Below are 17243 nucleotides of genomic sequence, written 5' to 3'. Positions count from 1 at the left end.
GAACAAAAAGTCAGACTTATTCGCCGCAGACTCTTGAATTCGTCGTACCTAATGGGTTTCAGTTGCGTCGGCGTCCCTGGACGCCATGTGTCGACGGAGACAGCAGACAGTGAGGCAGCGATGAACACCCCCCATGTCGTCGTGGTCATGGGCGTCGCGGGCACCGGCAAGACCACCATCGGTCCCCTGCTCGCGGCCCGGCTCGGCGTCCCGTACGCCGAGGGCGACGACTTCCACCCGCAGGCCAACATCGCCAAGATGTCGGCCGGCACCCCGCTCGACGACGCGGACAGGTGGCCGTGGCTGGATGCCATCGGCGTCTGGGCGGACGGGCGGGCCGGGCTCGGCGGGGTGGTCAGCTGCTCGGCACTGAAGCGGTCGTACCGGGACCGGTTGCGGGCCGCCGCACCCGGGGTCGTGTTCGTGCACCTCACCGGTGACCGGGCCCTCGTCGAGGACCGGATGTCGCACCGGCAGGGGCACTTCATGCCGACCGCGCTGCTGGACTCCCAGTTCGCCACCCTCCAGCCGCTGCAGTCGGACGAGGCCGGAGTCGCCGTGGATGTCGCCGGCGGCCCGGAGGAGATCACCGAACGGGCCGTCAAAGCGCTGAACGACCTGCCCGGCACCGACTCGCCGCAGTAGCCCTCCAGGCACCCCCCGAGCACCACCCCCCACGCGTCCCCCATCCCCCGTACCTGCAAGGGAACCCCCGTGACCAGACTCAGCGTCGAGATGCTGGCAGCGGACACCGTCGAGCCCATCACCTCGGCCGGCCACGCTCAGCTGGGCATCGCCGTCCTGGCGGGCATCGCCGTCATCGTCCTGCTCATCACGAAGTTCAAGCTCCACGCGTTCCTGTCGCTGACCCTCGGGTCGCTGGCGCTCGGCGCGATCGCCGGGGCGCCGCTCGACAAGGTCATCGCCAGCTTCACCACCGGGCTCGGCACCACGGTCGCCGGCGTGGGCGTGCTGATCGCCCTCGGCGCGATCCTGGGCAAGATGCTCGCCGACTCGGGCGGCGCCGACCAGATCGTCGACACCATCCTCGCCAGGACCGGCGGCCGTTCGATGCCGTGGGCGATGGTGCTGATCGCCTCGGTGATCGGTCTGCCGCTCTTCTTCGAGGTCGGTGTCGTCCTGCTGATCCCGGTCGTGCTGATGGTCGCCAAGCGCGGCAACTACTCGCTGATGCGTATCGGCATCCCCGCCCTGGCCGGGCTGTCCGTGATGCACGGCCTGGTCCCGCCGCACCCCGGCCCGCTGGTCGCGATCGACGCCATCGGCGCCGACCTGGGTGTCACGCTGGCCCTCGGCGTCCTGGTCGCGATACCGACCGTGATCATCGCCGGCCCGGTGTTCTCGCGGTACGCGGCGCGCTGGGTGGACGTCCCGGCTCCCGAGCGGATGCTGGCCGCGATCGAGGGTTCCGCCCAGGACCCCACGCAGCGCGTCGCCAAGGACTCGGAGAAGCGGCCCGCCTTCGGGGCCACGCTGGCCACGATCCTCCTCCCCGTCGTCCTGATGCTCTCCAAGGCGCTGGTCGACATCGTCATCGACGACCCCGAGAACACCGTGCAACGGGTCTTCGACGTCATCGGCTCGCCGCTGATCGCGCTGCTCGCCTCCGTGCTCGTCGGCATCTTCACGCTGCTCAGGCCCGCCGGGTTCGGCAAGGAGCGGATCTCACCGCTGGTGGAGAAGAGCCTCGCGCCCATCGCGGGCATCCTGCTGATCGTGGGCGCGGGCGGCGGCTTCAAGCAGACGCTGATCGACACGGGCGTGGGCCGGATGATCCTCGAAGTCTCCGAGGACTGGTCGATCCCGGCGCTGCTGCTGGCCTGGCTGATCGCGGTGGCGATCCGCCTCGCGACGGGCTCCGCGACGGTGGCCACGGTCTCGGCGGCCGGTCTGGTCGCCCCGCTCGCGGCCGACATGTCGACCACCCACGCGGCCCTGCTGGTCCTCGCCATCGGTGCCGGCTCGCTCTTCTTCAGCCATGTCAACGACGCCGGATTCTGGCTGGTCAAGGAGTACTTCGGCCTGGACGTCGGCCAGACGATCAAGACCTGGTCCGTCATGGAGACGATCATCTCGGTCGTCGCCGGCGGTGTGGTCCTCCTCCTCTCGCTGATCATTTAGGGACAACGGGACAGGGATACGACGATGACGGCTCACCCCCTCTTCGACATCGGCGGCCGCACGGCCCTGGTCACCGGCTCCAGCCGGGGCATCGGCCACGCGCTCGCCCGCGGTCTGGCGGAGGCCGGCTGCACGGTGGTCCTCAACGGACGGGACGGCGAACGCCTCGGCAAGGCCGCCGCCGAGCTCAGGGCCGCCGAACTGCCCGGCGCCGTCCACACGGCCGTGTTCGACGTCACCGACAGTGCATCGGTGGCCGCCGGGATCGCGGACGTCGAGGAGCGGGTGGGTCCGCTCGACATCCTGGTCAACAACGCGGGCATGCAACTGCGCGCCCCGCTCCTGGAGTTCACCGACTCCGACTGGCACCGCATCCTGGACACCAACCTGACCAGCGCCTTCCTCGTCGGCCGGGAGGCGGCGCGGCGGATGACGGAACGCGGCCACGGAAAGATCGTCAACATCTGCTCCCTGCAGAGCGAGGTGGTCCGTCCCTGCATCGCGCCCTACGCCGCCACCAAAGGCGCGCTGAAGATGCTCACCAAGGGCATGTGCGCGGACTGGGGTCCGTACGGCGTCCAGGTCAACGGCATCGGCCCCGGCTACATCGAGACCGAGCTGACCCAGCCGCTCGTCCGGGACGAGGAGTTCAGCGCATGGGTGCGCCGCCGCACCCCGGCCGGCCGCTGGGGCCGTACCGAGGACCTGGTGGGCGGGGTGCTGTTCCTCGCCTCCCCGGCCGCGGACTTCGTCAGCGGACAGGTGCTGTACGTCGACGGCGGAATGACCAGCGTGCTGTGAAGGAGGCCTCGGGGATGCTCGGTTGTGTGATCCACGGTGCGGGCGACCTGCGGGTCGAGGAGGTGCCGGCCCCGGCACCCGGCCCCGGGCAGGCGCTGGTCGCCGTGCGCTACGGCGGCGTCTGCGGCTCCGACCTGCACTACTGGCGGCACGGCGGGGTCGGCGACTTCCGGCTGCGGGAGCCGATGGTGCTCGGCCACGAGGTGGTCGGGACGGTCGTCTCCTACGGCGCCGGAGCGTCCGGGCCGCCTCCCGGTACGGCCGTCGCCGTGCACCCGGCGACGCCCTGCGGGGTCTGCCCCGAGTGCGCGGACGGGCGGCGCAACGTCTGCCGCGACACCCGCTACCTCGGCAGCGCGGCACGCTTCCCGCACGTGCAGGGCGGGTTCGCCGCCCGGCTGACCGTCCCCGCCGGCCAGTTGCGGCCCCTCCCGCCCGGCCTGGACCTGCGGCGCGCCGCCCTCGCCGAGCCGCTGTCCGTCGCCCTGCACGCCGTGCGGCGGGCCGGGGAGGTGGCCGGGAGCCATGTCCTGGTCACCGGCGCCGGTCCGATCGGGTGCCTGGTCGTCGCGGCGGCGAAGGCGGCGGGCGCTGCGCGGGTCACGGTGACGGACCTGCTGCCCGCGGCCCTGCGGTACGCGCGGATCGCGGGCGCCGACACCCTCGTACGGGCCGACGATCCGGAGGACGCCGGGTGGCCTGCCGAGGTGGACGTGGCGATCGAGGCGTCCGGCGTGGCGGCGGGGTTGGACACCTGTCTGCGGCTGGTGCGGCGCGGAGGTGTCGTGGTCCAGCTCGGGATGCTGCCGCCGGGGAGGAGCCCGTTCGCGGGGAACCTCGTCGTGAGCCGGGAGATCGAGGTGCGGGGGGCGTTCCGGTTCGACGAGGAGTTCGACGGGGCGCTGGAACTGCTCGCGGTGGAGGGGTTGTTCGACGGACTGGTGAGTGCGGTGGTGCCGGTGCGGGAGGCGGAGTCGGCGTTTGAACTGGCGGCGGACCGAAGCCAATCGTGCAAGGTGCTGCTGGATTTCGGGGCTTGAGGGCTGAGGCTGGAGGGCCGGGGCTGAGGCCGGAGGGGCAAGGCTGAGGCTGGAGGGCCAAGGCTGAGGCCTCAAGGCCAAGGCTGAGACCGGAAGGCCAAGGCTGAGGCCTCAAGGCCAAGGCTGAGACCGGAAGGCCAAGGCTGAGACCGGAAGGCCAAGGCTGAGGCCTCAAGGCCAAGGCTGAGGCTGGAGGGCCAAGGCTGAGGCCTCAAGGCCAAGGCTGAGACCGGAGGGGTTGTGCCTGGGGCTGAGGGTCGGGGCTGGCAGTTGGGGCTGGCGGCAACGCCCCAAAGGGCGCGGGGCTGTGTGGAATTTGCGGCTGCCGCCGCGTGGCCGCGACCGGCCACGACACACCCGCAGCCGCCCCTCGACATGGCGAGGCACTTCCATAGGCGCCACTCCCAGCGACGCGCCCCGCACCTCAAATCCCTCTGACGATCACCTAAAGCCGCTTCCCCCAACCGCACCCCCGGCCCGATGATGAGGAAACCTCCGGAGGGCTGCCGCAGCCGTCCGGGGCCGGAAACATCGGGGGGCGTCATGGCGGTTTCCCTCGGGATGCGTATCTCGGGGCTGCTCGTCGTAGGGGCGGTGGCAGTGGCAGCCGCCGCCTTCACCAGCGGCCAGGGGGGCACGGCGGACAACAGGGGCGGCGGAAGCAGCATCGTCACCACCGGCCCCTCCAACGGCAACCGAGGGCTGCCGACCGGCCCGCCGAGCGGCTCCACTCCCCCGGTACGCCCGTCACCGGACGGCCACATCGGCGCGCCCGCGCCCACGGCCGCACCGAGCGCGTCCCGGGACGGAACGGCGAGCGAGCGCCCGGCTCCCACCCCCAGCCCCACCATGACCCGCAAGTTCCTCGACGCGCCCGCCTGGCTCCCGCCCGGCCCCGACTCGCCGAACCTGGACGGCACTTCGGACCCGGCGAGCGTGTACGACCTGCTCCGCGACCCGGCCAGGTGCCGCAACGCCCAGAGCGTGATCCCCCGGACGCCGGCCGGCGACGGCGACTGGACGCTGATGCGCGGCCTGGCCGCCGCCTGTCTGGCCGTGCAGGGCGAGGGCGGCAGCTGGGAGCAGGCGGCACGGGACCACGCCGCGTCGGCGGAGGGGGCCGGCTCCTGCAAGGGGCGCGCCGCGTACGCCGTGCTGGGCGGGCTGCTCGACTTCCACCGACGGCATCCCGGCGCCACCGTGCAGCTGAAGCCCCCGTCGGGCGGCACACCGGCGTGCGGCTACCGGATCGCCGGGGTGGACACGGGCGGCGACGGTACGGCGAAGCCCGGTGACACGATCGGGATCGAGCTGGCCGACACGTACTTCGACGAGCCCGAACTGCTGCGGGCCGGGAGCGTGAGCATCGGTGGCGAGCAGGTGCCCATGGTGTCCGTCCCGGCGTCTGCTTCGGCGTCCGCTCCGGGGCCTGCTTCGGCGTCCGCTCCGGGGTCTGCTCAGGGGTCCGCTCCCGTGTCTGCTCCGGGGTCCGCTCCCGATGCGGAATCGGGCGTGCCGCTGGTGCTGTCGGCCGTCGTACCGGCTCTGGAGCCCGGCCCGGTCGAGGTGGTCGTGCGTTACGCCGACACCGAGGTCCGCCTGCCCGCGGCGTTCACGGTGGCCGCTCCCGAGGTGATCCCGGATCCGAACGCGACGCCGGTGTCTTCGCTCACCGTTTCCGGGGCACCGTTCGCCGCCTCAGTGCCGCCACAGCGAGTGCTCCCGCTCGGCCCACTCCCGGCTCACCACCCCGGTCCGCATACCGCGGCGAGCCTCCGGGTCCCCCAGTGCCATGCCGATGTGGCCCGCGAGGACGATGCCGATGGTGAGGGCCAGCCAGTCGTGGACGAAGGTCGCGCTGGTGCGCCAGACCAGGGGTGCGAGGTGGGTGAACCACATCAGCAGGCCGGTGCCGAGCATCACCAGCGTGGCGCCCGCGATCCAGGCCGCGTAGATCTTCTGCCCGGCGTTGAACTTGCCCGCCGGACGCGCCGAGGGCCGCCTGTCCCGGCGCAGGGCGGCACGCAGCCAGCGGCGGTCGTGCGGGCCGAAGCGGTTGAGGAAGCCCAGGTCGGCGCGGAACAGTCGGGAAGCGAGGCCGGCCAGGACGGGCACCGGCAGGGCGAGGCCTGCCCACTCGTGAACACGGACCACCAGCTCGCGGCGGCCGACGAGTTCGGCGAGCTGCGGGACGTACAGACAGGCCGCGGTCACCACGCACACGCCCATCAGCGCGGCCGTCGTACGGTGCACCCAGCGGGTGGCCCCGCCGAAGCGCCGGACGCCCGTGGCCGGGCCGGGGGCGTCAAGTCGTAGGCTCATCGTCGCGTCCGTTCGAGCGGCCGACCCAGGCGTCGACGTCGTAGCCGCGTTCCTCCCAGTAGCCGGGCCGCACGTCCTCGGTGACGGTGATGCCGGAGAGCCACTTGGCGGACTTGTAGAAGTACATCGGCGCCACATAGAGGCGGACCGGGCCGCCGTGGGCGTGGCCGAGGTCCTTGTCCTGCATGCGCAGGGCGACGAGGACGTCCGCGCGGCGGGCCTGGTCGAGGGTGAGGCTCTCGGTGTACGCGCCGTCGAAGCAGGTGAAGCGCACCGCACCGGCCCCCTTGCGCACCCCCGCGGCGTCGAGCAGCCGGGACAGCCGCACGCCCTCGAACGGCGTGTGGGGGACCCGCCAGCCGGTCACGCACTGGACGTCGCGCACCATCCGGGTCTGCGGCAGCGCGCGCAGGTCGGCGAGCGTGTAGGTCCGGGGGTGGTCGACCAGGCCGTCGACGGTGAGGCGGTAGGTGGTGGTGTTCTTGCGGGGTACGGAGGAGGTCACCGAGTAGTAGCGGAAGCCGCCGCCGTTGGGCAGCAGGTCCGTCAGACCGGTGGGGTCCTTGTCGGACGCGCTCGCGAGGAAGGACTCCAGGCCGCGTTGCAGGGTCGGCGCGGTGACCACACCGAGGGCGCCCAGGCCGAGGGTGCCGAGGAGGACGCGGCGGCCGATGGGTTTGCCCTTCGCCTCGGCCTCTGCTTCGGCCCTCGCCTCGCCCTCTGCTTCGGGGGGTTCGGGCTGTTCGGGGTTCACGCTTTCATTCGAACACCCGCGACCCGGCCGGGGCCAGGAAACGCGGGTGCTCGTCAGACTTCCGTAACCACCTCTTACGCGACTTCCAGCAGCCGCACCGCTCCGCTACGAGCTCTCCGTCGCCGCCTTGTCCAGCTGGAACGCCTCGTTGCCGAGCCCGATGCGGGCGTGCCGCTCGGGGGCGCGGGAGCGCAGGAGCAGGCCCTGGACCAGGCCGACGGCCAGGGCGAGGGCGATCACGGCGGGCAGCGCCCAGCTCAGGGCGGAGCCCGGGCCCGCCCCGATCAGCACGTCGAAGTCCTTGACGGTGTAGACGACGATGAACAGCAGCGCGAGGACGGAGAGCGCGGAGGCGGCCAGCCGCCAGAACTGGGCGGCCGCGGCCCCGCGGCGGACGAAGAAGACGACGACCGAGGCCGAGGCGGCGGCCATCAGGGCGGCCACGCCCAGCGCGCCCAGGCTGCCCATCCAGGTGAACAGGTGCAGGACCGGTGCGGTCGGGTCGCCGGTCGGCCTGTCGTCGGTGAACGCGAAGGCGGCGACGACCACGATCGAGATCCCGGTCTGCAGCAGTGAACCCGTGCCGGGGGCGCCGCTCGCGCCGCTGGTGCGGCCGAAGGCGCGGGGCAGCAGCCCCTCGCGGCCCATGGCGAAGGCGTAGCGGGCGACGACGTTGTGGAAGCTGAGCATCGCCGCGAACATGCCGGTCACGAACAGCACGTGCAGGACGTCGGTGAAGCCGGTGCCGAGAAGGTCCTCGGTGAGGAAGAACAGCAGGCCGGCGCTCTGTTCCTGGGCGGTGCCGAGGATCGCGGAGGGGCCGGCGGCGACGGTGTACGCCCAGCAGCTGACCGTGTAGAACACCGCGATGCCGCCGATGGCCAGGAACATGACGCGGGGCACGAGGACGTGCGGGCGGCTGGTCTCCTCGGCGTAGACGGGCGCCTGCTCGAAGCCGAGGAAGGCGGCGACGCAGAAGCACAGGGCGGTGCCGATGCCCGCGCCGGTGAGTGTGTCGGGGTTGAAGGCGTGCAGCGACAGGCCCTCCTTGCCGGGGTCGGCGATCGCGGCGACGTCGAAGATGACGACGAGGGCGACCTCGATGATCAGCAGTACGCCGAGTACGCGCGCGTTGAGGTCGATCTTGAGCCAGGCGAGCGCGCCGACGAGGAGCACGGCGAGGAGCGCCGGTATCCACCAAGCGACCTCCGTGTCCAGGTAGGTGGCCAGCAGGCCGGACACCTCGAAGCCGAAGATGCCGTAGATGCCGACCTGGAGGGAGCTGTAGGCGACCAGCGCGACCATCGCGGCGCCGGCGCCGGCGGTGCCGCCGAGGCCGCGGGAGATGTACGCGTAGAAGGCACCTGCGTTGTGGACGTGCCTGCTCATCTCGGCGTATCCGACGCTGAACAGGGCCAGGACGAGGCCGAGGATCACGAACAGCAGCGGCTGGCCGAGGACACCCATCACCCCGAAGGTCGTGGGCATGACACCAGCGACGACCATCAGAGGGGCGGTGGCGGCGAGCACCGACAGCAGCAGGCCCGCGGTACCCAGCCGGTCGGCGCGCAGAGCGCGGTCCTGCCCCTTGAACGTACTGATCCCTCCGCCGCCCGCGGAGGCCGTGCTCGTACTGGAACTGCCCGTCGTCATGAGAGACCGTCCTTCGGGTGGGGTTGGGGGGTGCGGGTCGGGGTGCGGGTCGAGTGGGGGCCGGGGCGGCGCTGTTGCGTTGCGACGGGGCCGTTACGTCGAGTCGGTGCCGTTGCGTCGAGTCGGCACCGTCACGTCGTGCCGGGTCGAGTCGGTGCCGTTGCGTCGGTGCCGTTGCGTCGGTGCCGTCACGTCGTGCCGCATCGAGTCGGTGCAGCCTCGTCGCGACGATGCCGTCCCGTCGGTTCGGCTCCGCCTCTTCTCGACGAAGCCGTTGCGTCGGCGTCGATGCCGTCACGTCGAGTCGCTCCTGTCACGTCGAGTCGGTACCGTCACGTCGTGCCGAGTGCGGTGTCTCGGGCGGTGCGGAAGGCGGAGTAGGCGTCGTGGTCCGGGTAGGACCAGGGCGACGGGGTGGCGTGGTCGCCGATGCGGTGGAACAGGGCGGCGGCCTCGGCGCCGCGGCCCTCGCAGACCTTGGCGTGGGCGAGGAAGTTCAGGTCGATCAGGCGGCGCGGGTGCCCCTCCTGCTCCCACTCCAGCCACCAGTCGAAGGCGGCCCGCATCACCTGCCGGGCCCGGCGTCCGGTCCAGTGCCCGGAGGTGGCGGGGTCACGCGGCTCGTGTCCGGCCGCCGCGAGGACGCGGTAGCGCTCGGCGTGGGCGATGACCGGGAGGATGGCGAGCGGGGAGTCGGCGGGGGCGTGCTCGGCGGCGGCGTTGGCGAAGTCGTAGACCTCGTGGAGCGGGTCGGGGCCGCTGCCGGACCGGTGCTCGGCGAGTCTCGCGACCATCAGGTGGTGTGCGTGGTGATGGTCGGCGTACCGGGCGCGGACCTCGGCGAAGAGGCTGCGCACCTCCCCCTCGGCGCCCATCACGCTCTCCAGCATGAGCAGGCCGAGCCAGGGGGTGGGGTCGGCGGGTGCGAGCTCGGCGGCGGTGCGGCAGGACTCGCGGGCGCGGACCGGTTTCTCCTTGCCGCGTAAGGCCAGCCGCACCTGGGCGAGGGCGAGCAGGACGGCGGCGTCGACGGAGTCGGGTTCGGCGAGCAGCCAGTCGCGGATCCAGGGTACGCAGTACGGCTCCCGGGCGAGGACGGTGACGCGGTGCCCTCTGCGGTCCCAATCGTCGCCGGTGCGGGCGAGCAGCGAGCGGGCCGTCTGCCACCGGCCCTGGACCAGCGCGGTGCGGGCGGCGGCGAGCTCGGCGTCGTCGAGGGCCGGGTCGAAGGTGTGGGTTGCACGCTTCCGGCCGCGGCCGAGGGGTGGCGGAGGTGGGGACACCGTTCTGGGTTCTGTCGGGGGAAGTGTGGGGACAGTCATCGAGCGATCACGCACAGCAAACCCGCAGCCAATGGTTCACGTCAAGGGCCACCGGGGCGTTACACGCGTCAACTAGCGTTACCAGTGGGACAGTTGAGGCATTCAACCCGTCCGCAATGTCGGATTTGTTCGGACTGTGTGGCGTACGTCATGGCGTCGTCGAAGCAGGCACCGGACGATGGTGGGACGCGCATGCCGGGCCCAGGGCCGCTACAGTCGGCCTTTACGCACCCCGTCCCCCTCCCCCGGCAGGATGATCGAGGTACGCAGCGTGTCGCTTCAGATCCTGATACTCGCCGTCACCGCTGCGTGCTGCCTGGGCTTCGGCTTCGTCCTCCAGCAGAACGCGGCCCAACGGGCCCCGCTGAGCGACTTCCTCTCGCCCCGGATCCTCCTCGACCTGATGAAGATGCCGCGCTGGCTGGGCGGCATCGGCCTGATGGTGGTCGGCATGGCGCTGGGCGCGATGGCGCTGGGCCAGGGCGAGATCTCCCTGGTGGAGCCCTTGCTCGCGACGAACCTGCTGTTCGCGCTGATGCTCTCCCGCCGCCAGACGAAGCAGCCCTTGGGCCGCCAGGGCTGGACGGGCCTCGCGCTGCTCGCGGGCGGTGTGACGGCGTTCATCGTCGCCGGACAGCCGACCGGTGGCACGGCCACCGACAACCCGCTCCGGCACTGGCTGATCATCGGCGTCATGATCGGAGTGGCCCTGCTGCTCACCGGGTACGCCAAGCGCTCCCGGCTCAGCTCGGGCCCGGCGCTACTGGCGACGGCCGCCGGTCTCCTCTATGGCGTGCAGGACGCGCTGACCCGCGTGACCGGGCAGCGTTTCGCCGAGGGCGGCCTCACGGAGATCCTGACCGGCTGGCAGCCGTACGCCGTGGTGGCGCTCGGCCTGACGGGGCTGGTCCTGGTGCAGAGCGCGTTCGAGACGGCGTCCCTGCGGATGTCCCTGCCCGCCCTGACCGCCGCCCAGCCGCTGGCCGGCATCGCCTGCGGTGTGGGCTTCCTCGGCGACCGTCTGCGCACCGACGCGGGCGCGCTGGCGTGGGAGGCGGCGGGCCTCGCCGGGATCGTGGTGGGCATCATCATGCTCGGCACGCATTCGGCGATGCCGTGCGGCGTGACGCAGCCCCGGCGGGCGGCGGCCGCCCTCCAGACGCCCTGACACTGACGCCCTGACCCCGGCCGTCCCACCCCCTCGCACGCCCCGCCCCGAAGGGCCGCCCTGCTTGGATGGCCCCATGAGCTCTGCTGACGAGATCCTCGACATCGTCGATGAGGACGACCAGGTCGTCGGACAGTCCCCGCGCGGCGAGGCCTACGCCAAGGGGCTGCGCCACCGCTGCGTCTTCATCGAGGCCCGGGACGCGCAGGACCGCCTCTTCGTACACCGCCGCACACCCACCAAGCTGGTGTTCCCCTCGCGCTACGACATGTTCGTCGGCGGGGTGGTCGGCGCGGGCGAGTCGTACGACGACGCCGCGCTGCGCGAGGCCGAGGAGGAACTCGGCGTGACCGGTCTGCCCCGCCCCACCTTCCTCTTCAAGTTCCTGTACGACGACGGCGCCGGGCAGACCTGGTGGTCGGCGGTGTACGAGGTGCGCTGCGAGCTGCCGGTGAGCCCTCAGGTGGAGGAGGTCGCCTGGCACGACTTCCTGCCCGAGGCCGAGGTGCGGCGCCGGCTGCCGGAGTGGGCGTGGGTGCCGGACGGGCTGGCGGCCTACGAACGGCTCCGGGCGTACCGGGAGACCGGCTCGTCCGGCTGACCGCACCCTGGCGGGCGGCACCGACAGCGCCCCCCGATGACCGCCCGGATAGGGTCGTTCATGTGATCGAGTTCGTACGAAACGTCCGGCTGTGGTTCGAACCGCAGCAGATCCGGCAGGAGGGCGGCACCCCCGACTACCGGTTCTCGCTGGCGAACGAGCGCACCTTCCTGGCCTGGCTGCGGACCGCGCTCGCGCTCATCGGCGGCGGCTTCGCGGTGGACCAGTTCCTGCCGGACCTGCGCTGGGGCTGGCGCGTGGGACTGGCGCTCGCACTGCTGGCGGCGGGCGTGCTGTGCTCCTTGCGCGCGGTCAATCACTGGGTGCGCTGCGAGCGGGCGATGCGCCAGGGCGAGGATCTGCCGGTGTCACGGTTCCCGGCGGTGCTGAGTCTCGTGGTCGCGGTGGTGGCCGTCGGGATGGTCGTCGTCGTGCTCGTCGGGTGGGAGGGGTGAGCGCCGGGGCGGCCGCCGGGCCGGTGCGGGATCCGGGGCTGCAGCCCGAGCGGACGCGACTGGCGTGGCGACGTACGACACTGTCCGGCACCGTGGCCGCCATACTCGCCATGAAGACGGCGCTGCATGGCGGGCTCTCGGTGGTCGGAGGCGTGGTCTGCGCCCTGTGCTGCGGGCTGTGGCTGGGCTTCCTGGCCCTCGCGCACCGCCGGATCCGCGTTCTCGCCGCGTCGGCCGAGCCCGCGGCGCTCGCGCCCCGGTATGCGACGGCCACCGTCCTGCTCACCGTGGCGCTGGCCGTGTGCGCCGCCGCCCTCGTCTTCTGATCTCCTGAGGACGGCCGCCGAATCCACCACGGCCGCCACGACCGCCACGGCCTCCACCACCGCCACGACCCTCGCGACCGCAGGGCCGGCTCAGTCCCGAGCCGGGGCTACTCCGCGCCCTGCCACAGCCCTTCCGGCGCCGCCGTCTCCTCCGCGGCCCAGTCCACCGTCACCACGATCTTGCCGCGGGTGCGGCCCTCCTGGTTGAGGCGGTGGGCGTCCGCCGCCCGTTCCAGCGGGAACGTCTCCGAGACGTGCACGGACACCACCCCCTCCTCCGCCAGCTCGGACAGCCGCAGCAGGTCCTCCATGTCGGGGCGGACGAAGTAGTAGCGGCCCCCGTAGTCGAAGACGTCCGGGTCGGCGATCGACACCAGACGCCCCTCGGGGGCGAGCAGGTTGGCCGAAGCCTTCAGCGCCTCGCCGCCGACCGTGTCGACCGCCGCGTCGACACCGTCGGGCGCCAGCCCGCGCACCCGCTCGACCAGGCCGTCCCCGTACTCGACGGGCTCGCCGCCGAGGCCGCGTACGAAGTCGTGGTTGTGCGCACTCGCCGTACCGATGACACGGGCGCCCAGATGGCGGGCGAGCTGGACGGCGACGGAGCCCACCCCGCCGGCCGCGGCGTGCACGAGGACCGTCTCGTCGCGCTTGACCCGGAGCACCTTGAGCAGCACCTGGTAGGCGGTCAGCCCCACCAGCGGCAGTCCGGCCGCCTCCTCCCAGGTGAGGTTGCGGGGCTTGCGGGCGAGGGTGCGCACGGGCGCCGCGACGTACTCGGCGAAGGTGCCGCGGGAGAGGAAGTCCTCACGTACGTAGCCGATGACCTCGTCGCCGACGGCGAACTCGGTGACGGACACACCCGGCTGAACGACGACGCCGGAGACGTCCCACCCGGGGACCACCGGGAAGGCCGCTTCCAGCATCCGGTCCATGTGGCCCTCGCGGCACTTCCAGTCGACCGGGTTGACCGCCGCCGCCCGCACCTTGACCAGCACCGAGTCGGGCCCGACCCGCGGGTCCTGCACATCCCCGTAGGAGAGCACGTCGGGGCCGCCGTAGCGTGAGTAGCTGATGCCCTTCATGGGTTCGACCCTCTGGGGTGGCGGGGCGCCACGCAAGCCGAATGACCCGATATGCGCCGTTCGCGTGGCAGCCTGTCGACGTCACGAACCCGCCCCGAAGGTGAGCACCATGACGACCCTGCACGTGGAACACCCCGCCCACACGCACGCCCACGGCCCCGACTGCGGACACACCGCGGTGCCGCACGGCGACCACACCGACTACGCGCACGACGGCCACCTCCACCGCGAGCACTCCGGCCACTGGGACGAGTGCGAGACGGAAGGGCACGTCGCGCACGAGGGCCACAGCCATCAGCACGGCGCCGACTGCGGCCACGAGAGCGTCCTGCACGGCGACCACGTCGACTACCTCCACGACGGCCACCGGCACGCCGCCCACGACGGCCACTGGGACGACCACTGAGCCCACCGGTCCCACCGACATCACCGACCTCGCCAACCCCACCGGTTCGGCGGTTCTGGCCGAGAAGGCACCACCGACAGCTCCCCGGCGCACGGCGCAGGGAGCTGTCGGCCTATGGTGGCCCCGATCACGTTCGGCTCCCCCACTGGACTACATACCGACTGGTCGGCATCATGAGTCAGGTCCCGTTCACCTGCCTTTGAGGAGCGTTGTATGAGCCCCGACCATCCGCCCGGACTCGATCTCGAACGGCTGCGCGGCCTGCTCGGGCGCGAGCAGCCCGGTCTGGTGCAGGGTCCGCTGACCGGCCGGCTCATCGAGGGTGGACGGTCGAACCTCACCTACGCGATCTCCGACGGCACCTCGAAGTGGGTCGTACGGCGCCCCCCGCTCGGCCATGTCCTCGCCACGGCACACGACATGAAGCGCGAGCACCGGGTCATCAGCGCCCTGCACCAGACGAGCGTGCCGGTGCCGCGGCCGGTGCTGCTGTGCGAGGACGAGGAGGTGCTCGGAGCGCCGTTCTACGTCATGGAGTTCGTCGAGGGCACCCCGTACCGCACCGCCGACCAGCTGGCCTCGCTCGGCGCGGAGCGCACCCGGGACGCGGTGCTGGCACTGGTGGACACGCTGGTCGAGCTGCACGCCGTGGACCCCACGTCGGTGGGCCTCGCGGACTTCGGCCGCCCCGAGGGCTTCCTGGACCGCCAGCTGCGCCGCTGGGGCAAGCAGCTGGACGCGTCCCGCAACCGGGAGCTGGCCGGCATCGACGAGCTGCACGCGAACCTCGGCCGCCGACTGCCCGTCTCCCCCGCGCCGGCCGTCGTGCACGGCGACTACCGGCTCGACAATGTGCTCATCGGGGACGACGACAAGATCAAGGCGATCCTCGACTGGGAGATGTCGACGCTCGGCGACCCGCTGACCGACCTGGGGCTGCTGGTGATGTACAGCATGCCGCTGAGCATGCCGAACTCGCCGGTCTCCACGACCGCCCAGGCACCCGGGCACCCCGCGCCCGCCGAACTGATCCAGCGGTACGCCGAACGCTCCGGGCGCGATGTCTCCGCTGTCTCCTGGTACACGGCGTTCGCCTGGTTCAAGCTCGCGGTGATCCTGGAGGGCATCCACTACCGCTACACGCTGGGCCAGACGGTCGGCCGCGGCTTCGACCGCATCGGCGACCTGGTCCCGATCTTCATCGAACACGGCCTGACCACTCTTCAAGAAGGCACCCAGGAAGGCTGACGGCACATGGACTTCGCGTTCGACGCACGCACCGAGGAACTGCGCGCCAAGCTGCTGGCCTTCATGGACGAGTACGTCTACCCGGCCGAGTCGGTCGCGGAGGAGCAGCGGGCCGCGCTGGCGTCCCCCTGGGACACGCCGGCCGTGGTCGGGGAGCTCAAGGCGGAGGCACGCAGGCAGGGCCTGTGGAACCTCTTCCTCCCCGACGCCGAGTACGGCGCCGGGCTCACCAACCTCCAGTACGCCCCGCTGGCCGAGATCACCGGCCGTTCCCCGCATCTGGCGCCCACCGCGACGAACTGCGCGGCGCCCGACACCGGGAACATGGAGGTGCTGACCCAGTTCGCCGACGAGCAGCAGAAGAAGCAGTGGCTGGAGCCGCTCCTTGCCGGTGAGATCCGCTCGGCGTTCGCGATGACCGAGCCGGACGTGGCCTCCTCGGACGCCACCAACATCACCACGCACATCGAGCGGGACGGCGACGAGTACGTCATCACCGGCCGCAAGTGGTACATCTCCGGGGCGATGAACCCGGACTGCAAGATCTTCATCGTGATGGGCAAGACGGACCCCGACGGCGCCGACATCCGCCGCCAGCAGTCCATGATCCTCGTGCCCCGCGACACCCCGGGTGTCACGGTCAAGCGCGCGATGCAGGTCTTCGGTTACGAGGACCACTCCCACGGCGGCCACGCCGAGGTGATCTTCGACCACGCGCGGGTGCCGGCGGCCAACCTCATCGGCGAGGAGGGCGGCGGCTTCGCCATCGCGCAGGCGCGGCTCGGTCCGGGCCGGATCCACCACTGCATGCGGCTGATCGGCATGGCCGAGCGGGCGATCGAGCTGATGTGCCGCCGGGCCGCGTCCCGTACCGCGTTCGGCAAGGCGCTGGCCCAGCAGGGCGTGGTGCAGAACTGGATCGCCGACGCGCGCGTGACCGTCGAGCAGCTGCGCCTGCTGGTGCTGAAGACCGCCTGGCTGATGGACACCGTCGGCAACAAGGGCGCCCACACCGAGATCCAGGCCATCAAGATCGCCACCCCGCGTGCGGTGGTCGACATCCTCGACCGCGCGATCCAGCTGCACGGCGCGGGCGGTGTCAGCCAGGACCTCCCGCTGGCCGAGCTGTACGCCTCGGCGCGGACGCTGATGATCGCCGACGGCCCGGACGAGGTGCACCAGCGGTCGCTGGCGCGGCGGGAGTTGAAGAAGTACCTGTAACTGGACGTATGTAAGGGGCGGCCGCAATTGCGGCCGCCCCTTACACGTGCGCCTCAGGCAGGCGCCTGTTGCGTGCGCCTCAGGGACGCAGTGCGCGCAGCAGCAGGTCGGCCAGGTGGTCGGCGACCTGCTGCGGGGTCATCGGGCCGTCGGGGCGGTACCAGGTCGACAGATGGTGGACGGAGCCGAAGTGGTAGTCCACCACCAGGTCGGCCGGGGTCGCCTTGGAGAAGACACCCGACTCCTGGCCCTCCTCGACGAGCGCACGGAAGCGTTCGTGGTAGCGCCGGCGCTCGGCACGCACCTGCTTGTTCTTCTCCGGGCTCAGATGGTGCATCGAGCGGAAGAAGATCATCGCGTCGTCGAGGTTCTCGATGGTCGTGACGACGACGTCGGCGGCCGCGCCTCTGAGCCGCTTCTCAATGGGCTCGTCGGCGCCCGCGAACGCGTCGAGCCGCTCCTGCTGAACGCGCAGCACGCGCGCGTACACCTCGTGCAGGAGGTCGTCCTTGGAGCCGAAGTAGTGGTACAGCGCCCCCTTGGTGACGCCGGCCGCCTCGACGATCTCCTGCACCGAGGTGCGGTCGTATCCCCGCTCGGCGAAGAGCCGGGTGGCGGCGGCGAGCAGCCGCTGCGGGACGGGCGTACCGTCACCGTCCGTCGTCCTGGCCACTGTGCCGCCACCTGCCCTTCCGAGAT

General features: G+C 71.7%; 17 protein-coding genes. 11 read left to right on the top strand and 6 right to left on the bottom strand.

Annotation, left to right across the window (positions count from 1 at the left end; translation table 11 throughout):
• Positions 1 to 120: 120 nt before the first annotated feature.
• The 4 genes from POF73_RS18700 to POF73_RS18685 all read left to right on the top strand — a co-directional run bounded on the left by POF73_RS18700 (position 121) and on the right by POF73_RS18685 (position 3983).
• Positions 121 to 645 carry a gluconokinase gene (locus POF73_RS18700; RefSeq protein ID WP_272116685.1) on the top strand — a complete coding sequence of 175 codons (525 nt, stop codon included), beginning with the start codon at positions 121 to 123 and terminating at the stop codon, positions 643 to 645.
• 69 nt (positions 646 to 714) lie between these two features.
• A complete protein-coding gene (locus POF73_RS18695; RefSeq protein ID WP_272116682.1) occupies positions 715 to 2142 on the top strand; it encodes a GntP family permease in 1428 nt (475 codons plus the stop codon).
• A gap of 24 nt (positions 2143 to 2166) precedes the next feature.
• On the top strand, positions 2167 to 2943 hold the full coding sequence (locus POF73_RS18690) for an SDR family oxidoreductase (RefSeq protein WP_272116680.1): 777 nt from the start codon (positions 2167 to 2169) through the stop codon (positions 2941 to 2943).
• Between the two features lie 14 nt (positions 2944 to 2957).
• On the top strand, positions 2958 to 3983 hold the full coding sequence (locus POF73_RS18685; RefSeq protein ID WP_272116677.1) for an L-idonate 5-dehydrogenase: 1026 nt from the start codon (positions 2958 to 2960) through the stop codon (positions 3981 to 3983).
• Between the two features lie 1698 nt (positions 3984 to 5681).
• Here the strand turns inward: POF73_RS18685 and POF73_RS18680 are convergent.
• The 4 genes from POF73_RS18680 to POF73_RS18665 form a co-directional block, all read right to left on the bottom strand.
• Positions 5682 to 6305, bottom strand: coding sequence for a cytochrome b/b6 domain-containing protein (locus POF73_RS18680; protein ID WP_272116675.1), 624 nt, complete (start codon positions 6303 to 6305; stop codon positions 5682 to 5684).
• Positions 6289 to 7059 (bottom strand): molybdopterin-dependent oxidoreductase, encoded by a 771-nt coding sequence (locus tag POF73_RS18675; RefSeq protein WP_443049546.1) that lies wholly within the window; start codon positions 7057 to 7059, stop codon positions 6289 to 6291. The genes POF73_RS18680 and POF73_RS18675 overlap by 17 nt, the downstream gene beginning before the upstream one ends.
• Before the next feature lie 105 nt (positions 7060 to 7164).
• Positions 7165 to 8712, bottom strand: a complete 1548-nt coding sequence (locus tag POF73_RS18670; RefSeq protein WP_272116673.1) for an APC family permease — start codon at positions 8710 to 8712, stop codon at positions 7165 to 7167.
• A 332-nt stretch (positions 8713 to 9044) separates the two neighbouring features.
• A complete protein-coding gene (locus tag POF73_RS18665) occupies positions 9045 to 9995 on the bottom strand; it encodes a hypothetical protein (RefSeq protein ID WP_272116671.1) in 951 nt (316 codons plus the stop codon).
• Between the two features lie 310 nt (positions 9996 to 10305).
• Here POF73_RS18665 and POF73_RS18660 point away from each other — a divergent pair, with 310 nt between their 5' ends.
• From POF73_RS18660 to POF73_RS18645, 4 genes are all read left to right on the top strand, one after another.
• Positions 10306 to 11202, top strand: a complete 897-nt coding sequence (locus tag POF73_RS18660; RefSeq protein ID WP_272116669.1) for a DMT family transporter — start codon at positions 10306 to 10308, stop codon at positions 11200 to 11202.
• 76 nt (positions 11203 to 11278) lie between these two features.
• Positions 11279 to 11803 carry an NUDIX hydrolase gene (locus tag POF73_RS18655; protein WP_272116666.1) on the top strand — a complete coding sequence of 175 codons (525 nt, stop codon included), beginning with the start codon at positions 11279 to 11281 and terminating at the stop codon, positions 11801 to 11803.
• Between the two features lie 62 nt (positions 11804 to 11865).
• Entirely contained in the window at positions 11866 to 12258 is a 393-nt protein-coding gene (locus POF73_RS18650; RefSeq protein ID WP_272116664.1) for a YidH family protein, read from the top strand.
• Positions 12255 to 12584 carry a DUF202 domain-containing protein gene (locus tag POF73_RS18645; RefSeq protein WP_272116662.1) on the top strand — a complete coding sequence of 110 codons (330 nt, stop codon included), beginning with the start codon at positions 12255 to 12257 and terminating at the stop codon, positions 12582 to 12584. The genes POF73_RS18650 and POF73_RS18645 overlap by 4 nt, the downstream gene beginning before the upstream one ends.
• Positions 12585 to 12691: 107 nt before the next feature.
• Here the strand turns inward: POF73_RS18645 and POF73_RS18640 are convergent, their stop codons facing one another.
• Positions 12692 to 13669, bottom strand: a complete 978-nt coding sequence (locus POF73_RS18640) for an NADP-dependent oxidoreductase (protein WP_272116661.1) — start codon at positions 13667 to 13669, stop codon at positions 12692 to 12694.
• Between the two features lie 109 nt (positions 13670 to 13778).
• Between POF73_RS18640 and POF73_RS18635 the strand changes: the two genes are divergently transcribed.
• The 3 genes from POF73_RS18635 (at position 13779) to POF73_RS18625 (ending at position 16544) form a co-directional block, all read left to right on the top strand.
• Entirely contained in the window at positions 13779 to 14075 is a 297-nt protein-coding gene (locus POF73_RS18635) for a hypothetical protein (protein WP_272116659.1), read from the top strand.
• Positions 14076 to 14288: 213 nt separating this feature from the next.
• Positions 14289 to 15323 carry a phosphotransferase family protein gene (locus tag POF73_RS18630; protein WP_272116656.1) on the top strand — a complete coding sequence of 345 codons (1035 nt, stop codon included), beginning with the start codon at positions 14289 to 14291 and terminating at the stop codon, positions 15321 to 15323.
• Positions 15324 to 15329: 6 nt separating this feature from the next.
• On the top strand, positions 15330 to 16544 hold the full coding sequence (locus POF73_RS18625) for an acyl-CoA dehydrogenase family protein (RefSeq protein ID WP_272116653.1): 1215 nt from the start codon (positions 15330 to 15332) through the stop codon (positions 16542 to 16544).
• A 79-nt stretch (positions 16545 to 16623) separates the two neighbouring features.
• On the opposite strand, the gene POF73_RS18620 is transcribed toward POF73_RS18625, so the two are convergent.
• Positions 16624 to 17217: a TetR/AcrR family transcriptional regulator gene (locus POF73_RS18620; protein WP_272116650.1), complete on the bottom strand. Its 594-nt coding sequence runs from the start codon at positions 17215 to 17217 to the stop codon at positions 16624 to 16626.
• Between the last annotated feature and the right edge of the window lie 26 nt (positions 17218 to 17243).

Source organism: Streptomyces sp. HD (assembly GCF_028369295.1).
Classification (GTDB): Bacteria; Actinomycetota; Actinomycetes; order Streptomycetales; family Streptomycetaceae; genus Streptomyces.
The sequence above is the reverse complement of the archived record's forward strand: the minus strand, read 5'-3'. Positions and strand labels throughout refer to the sequence as shown.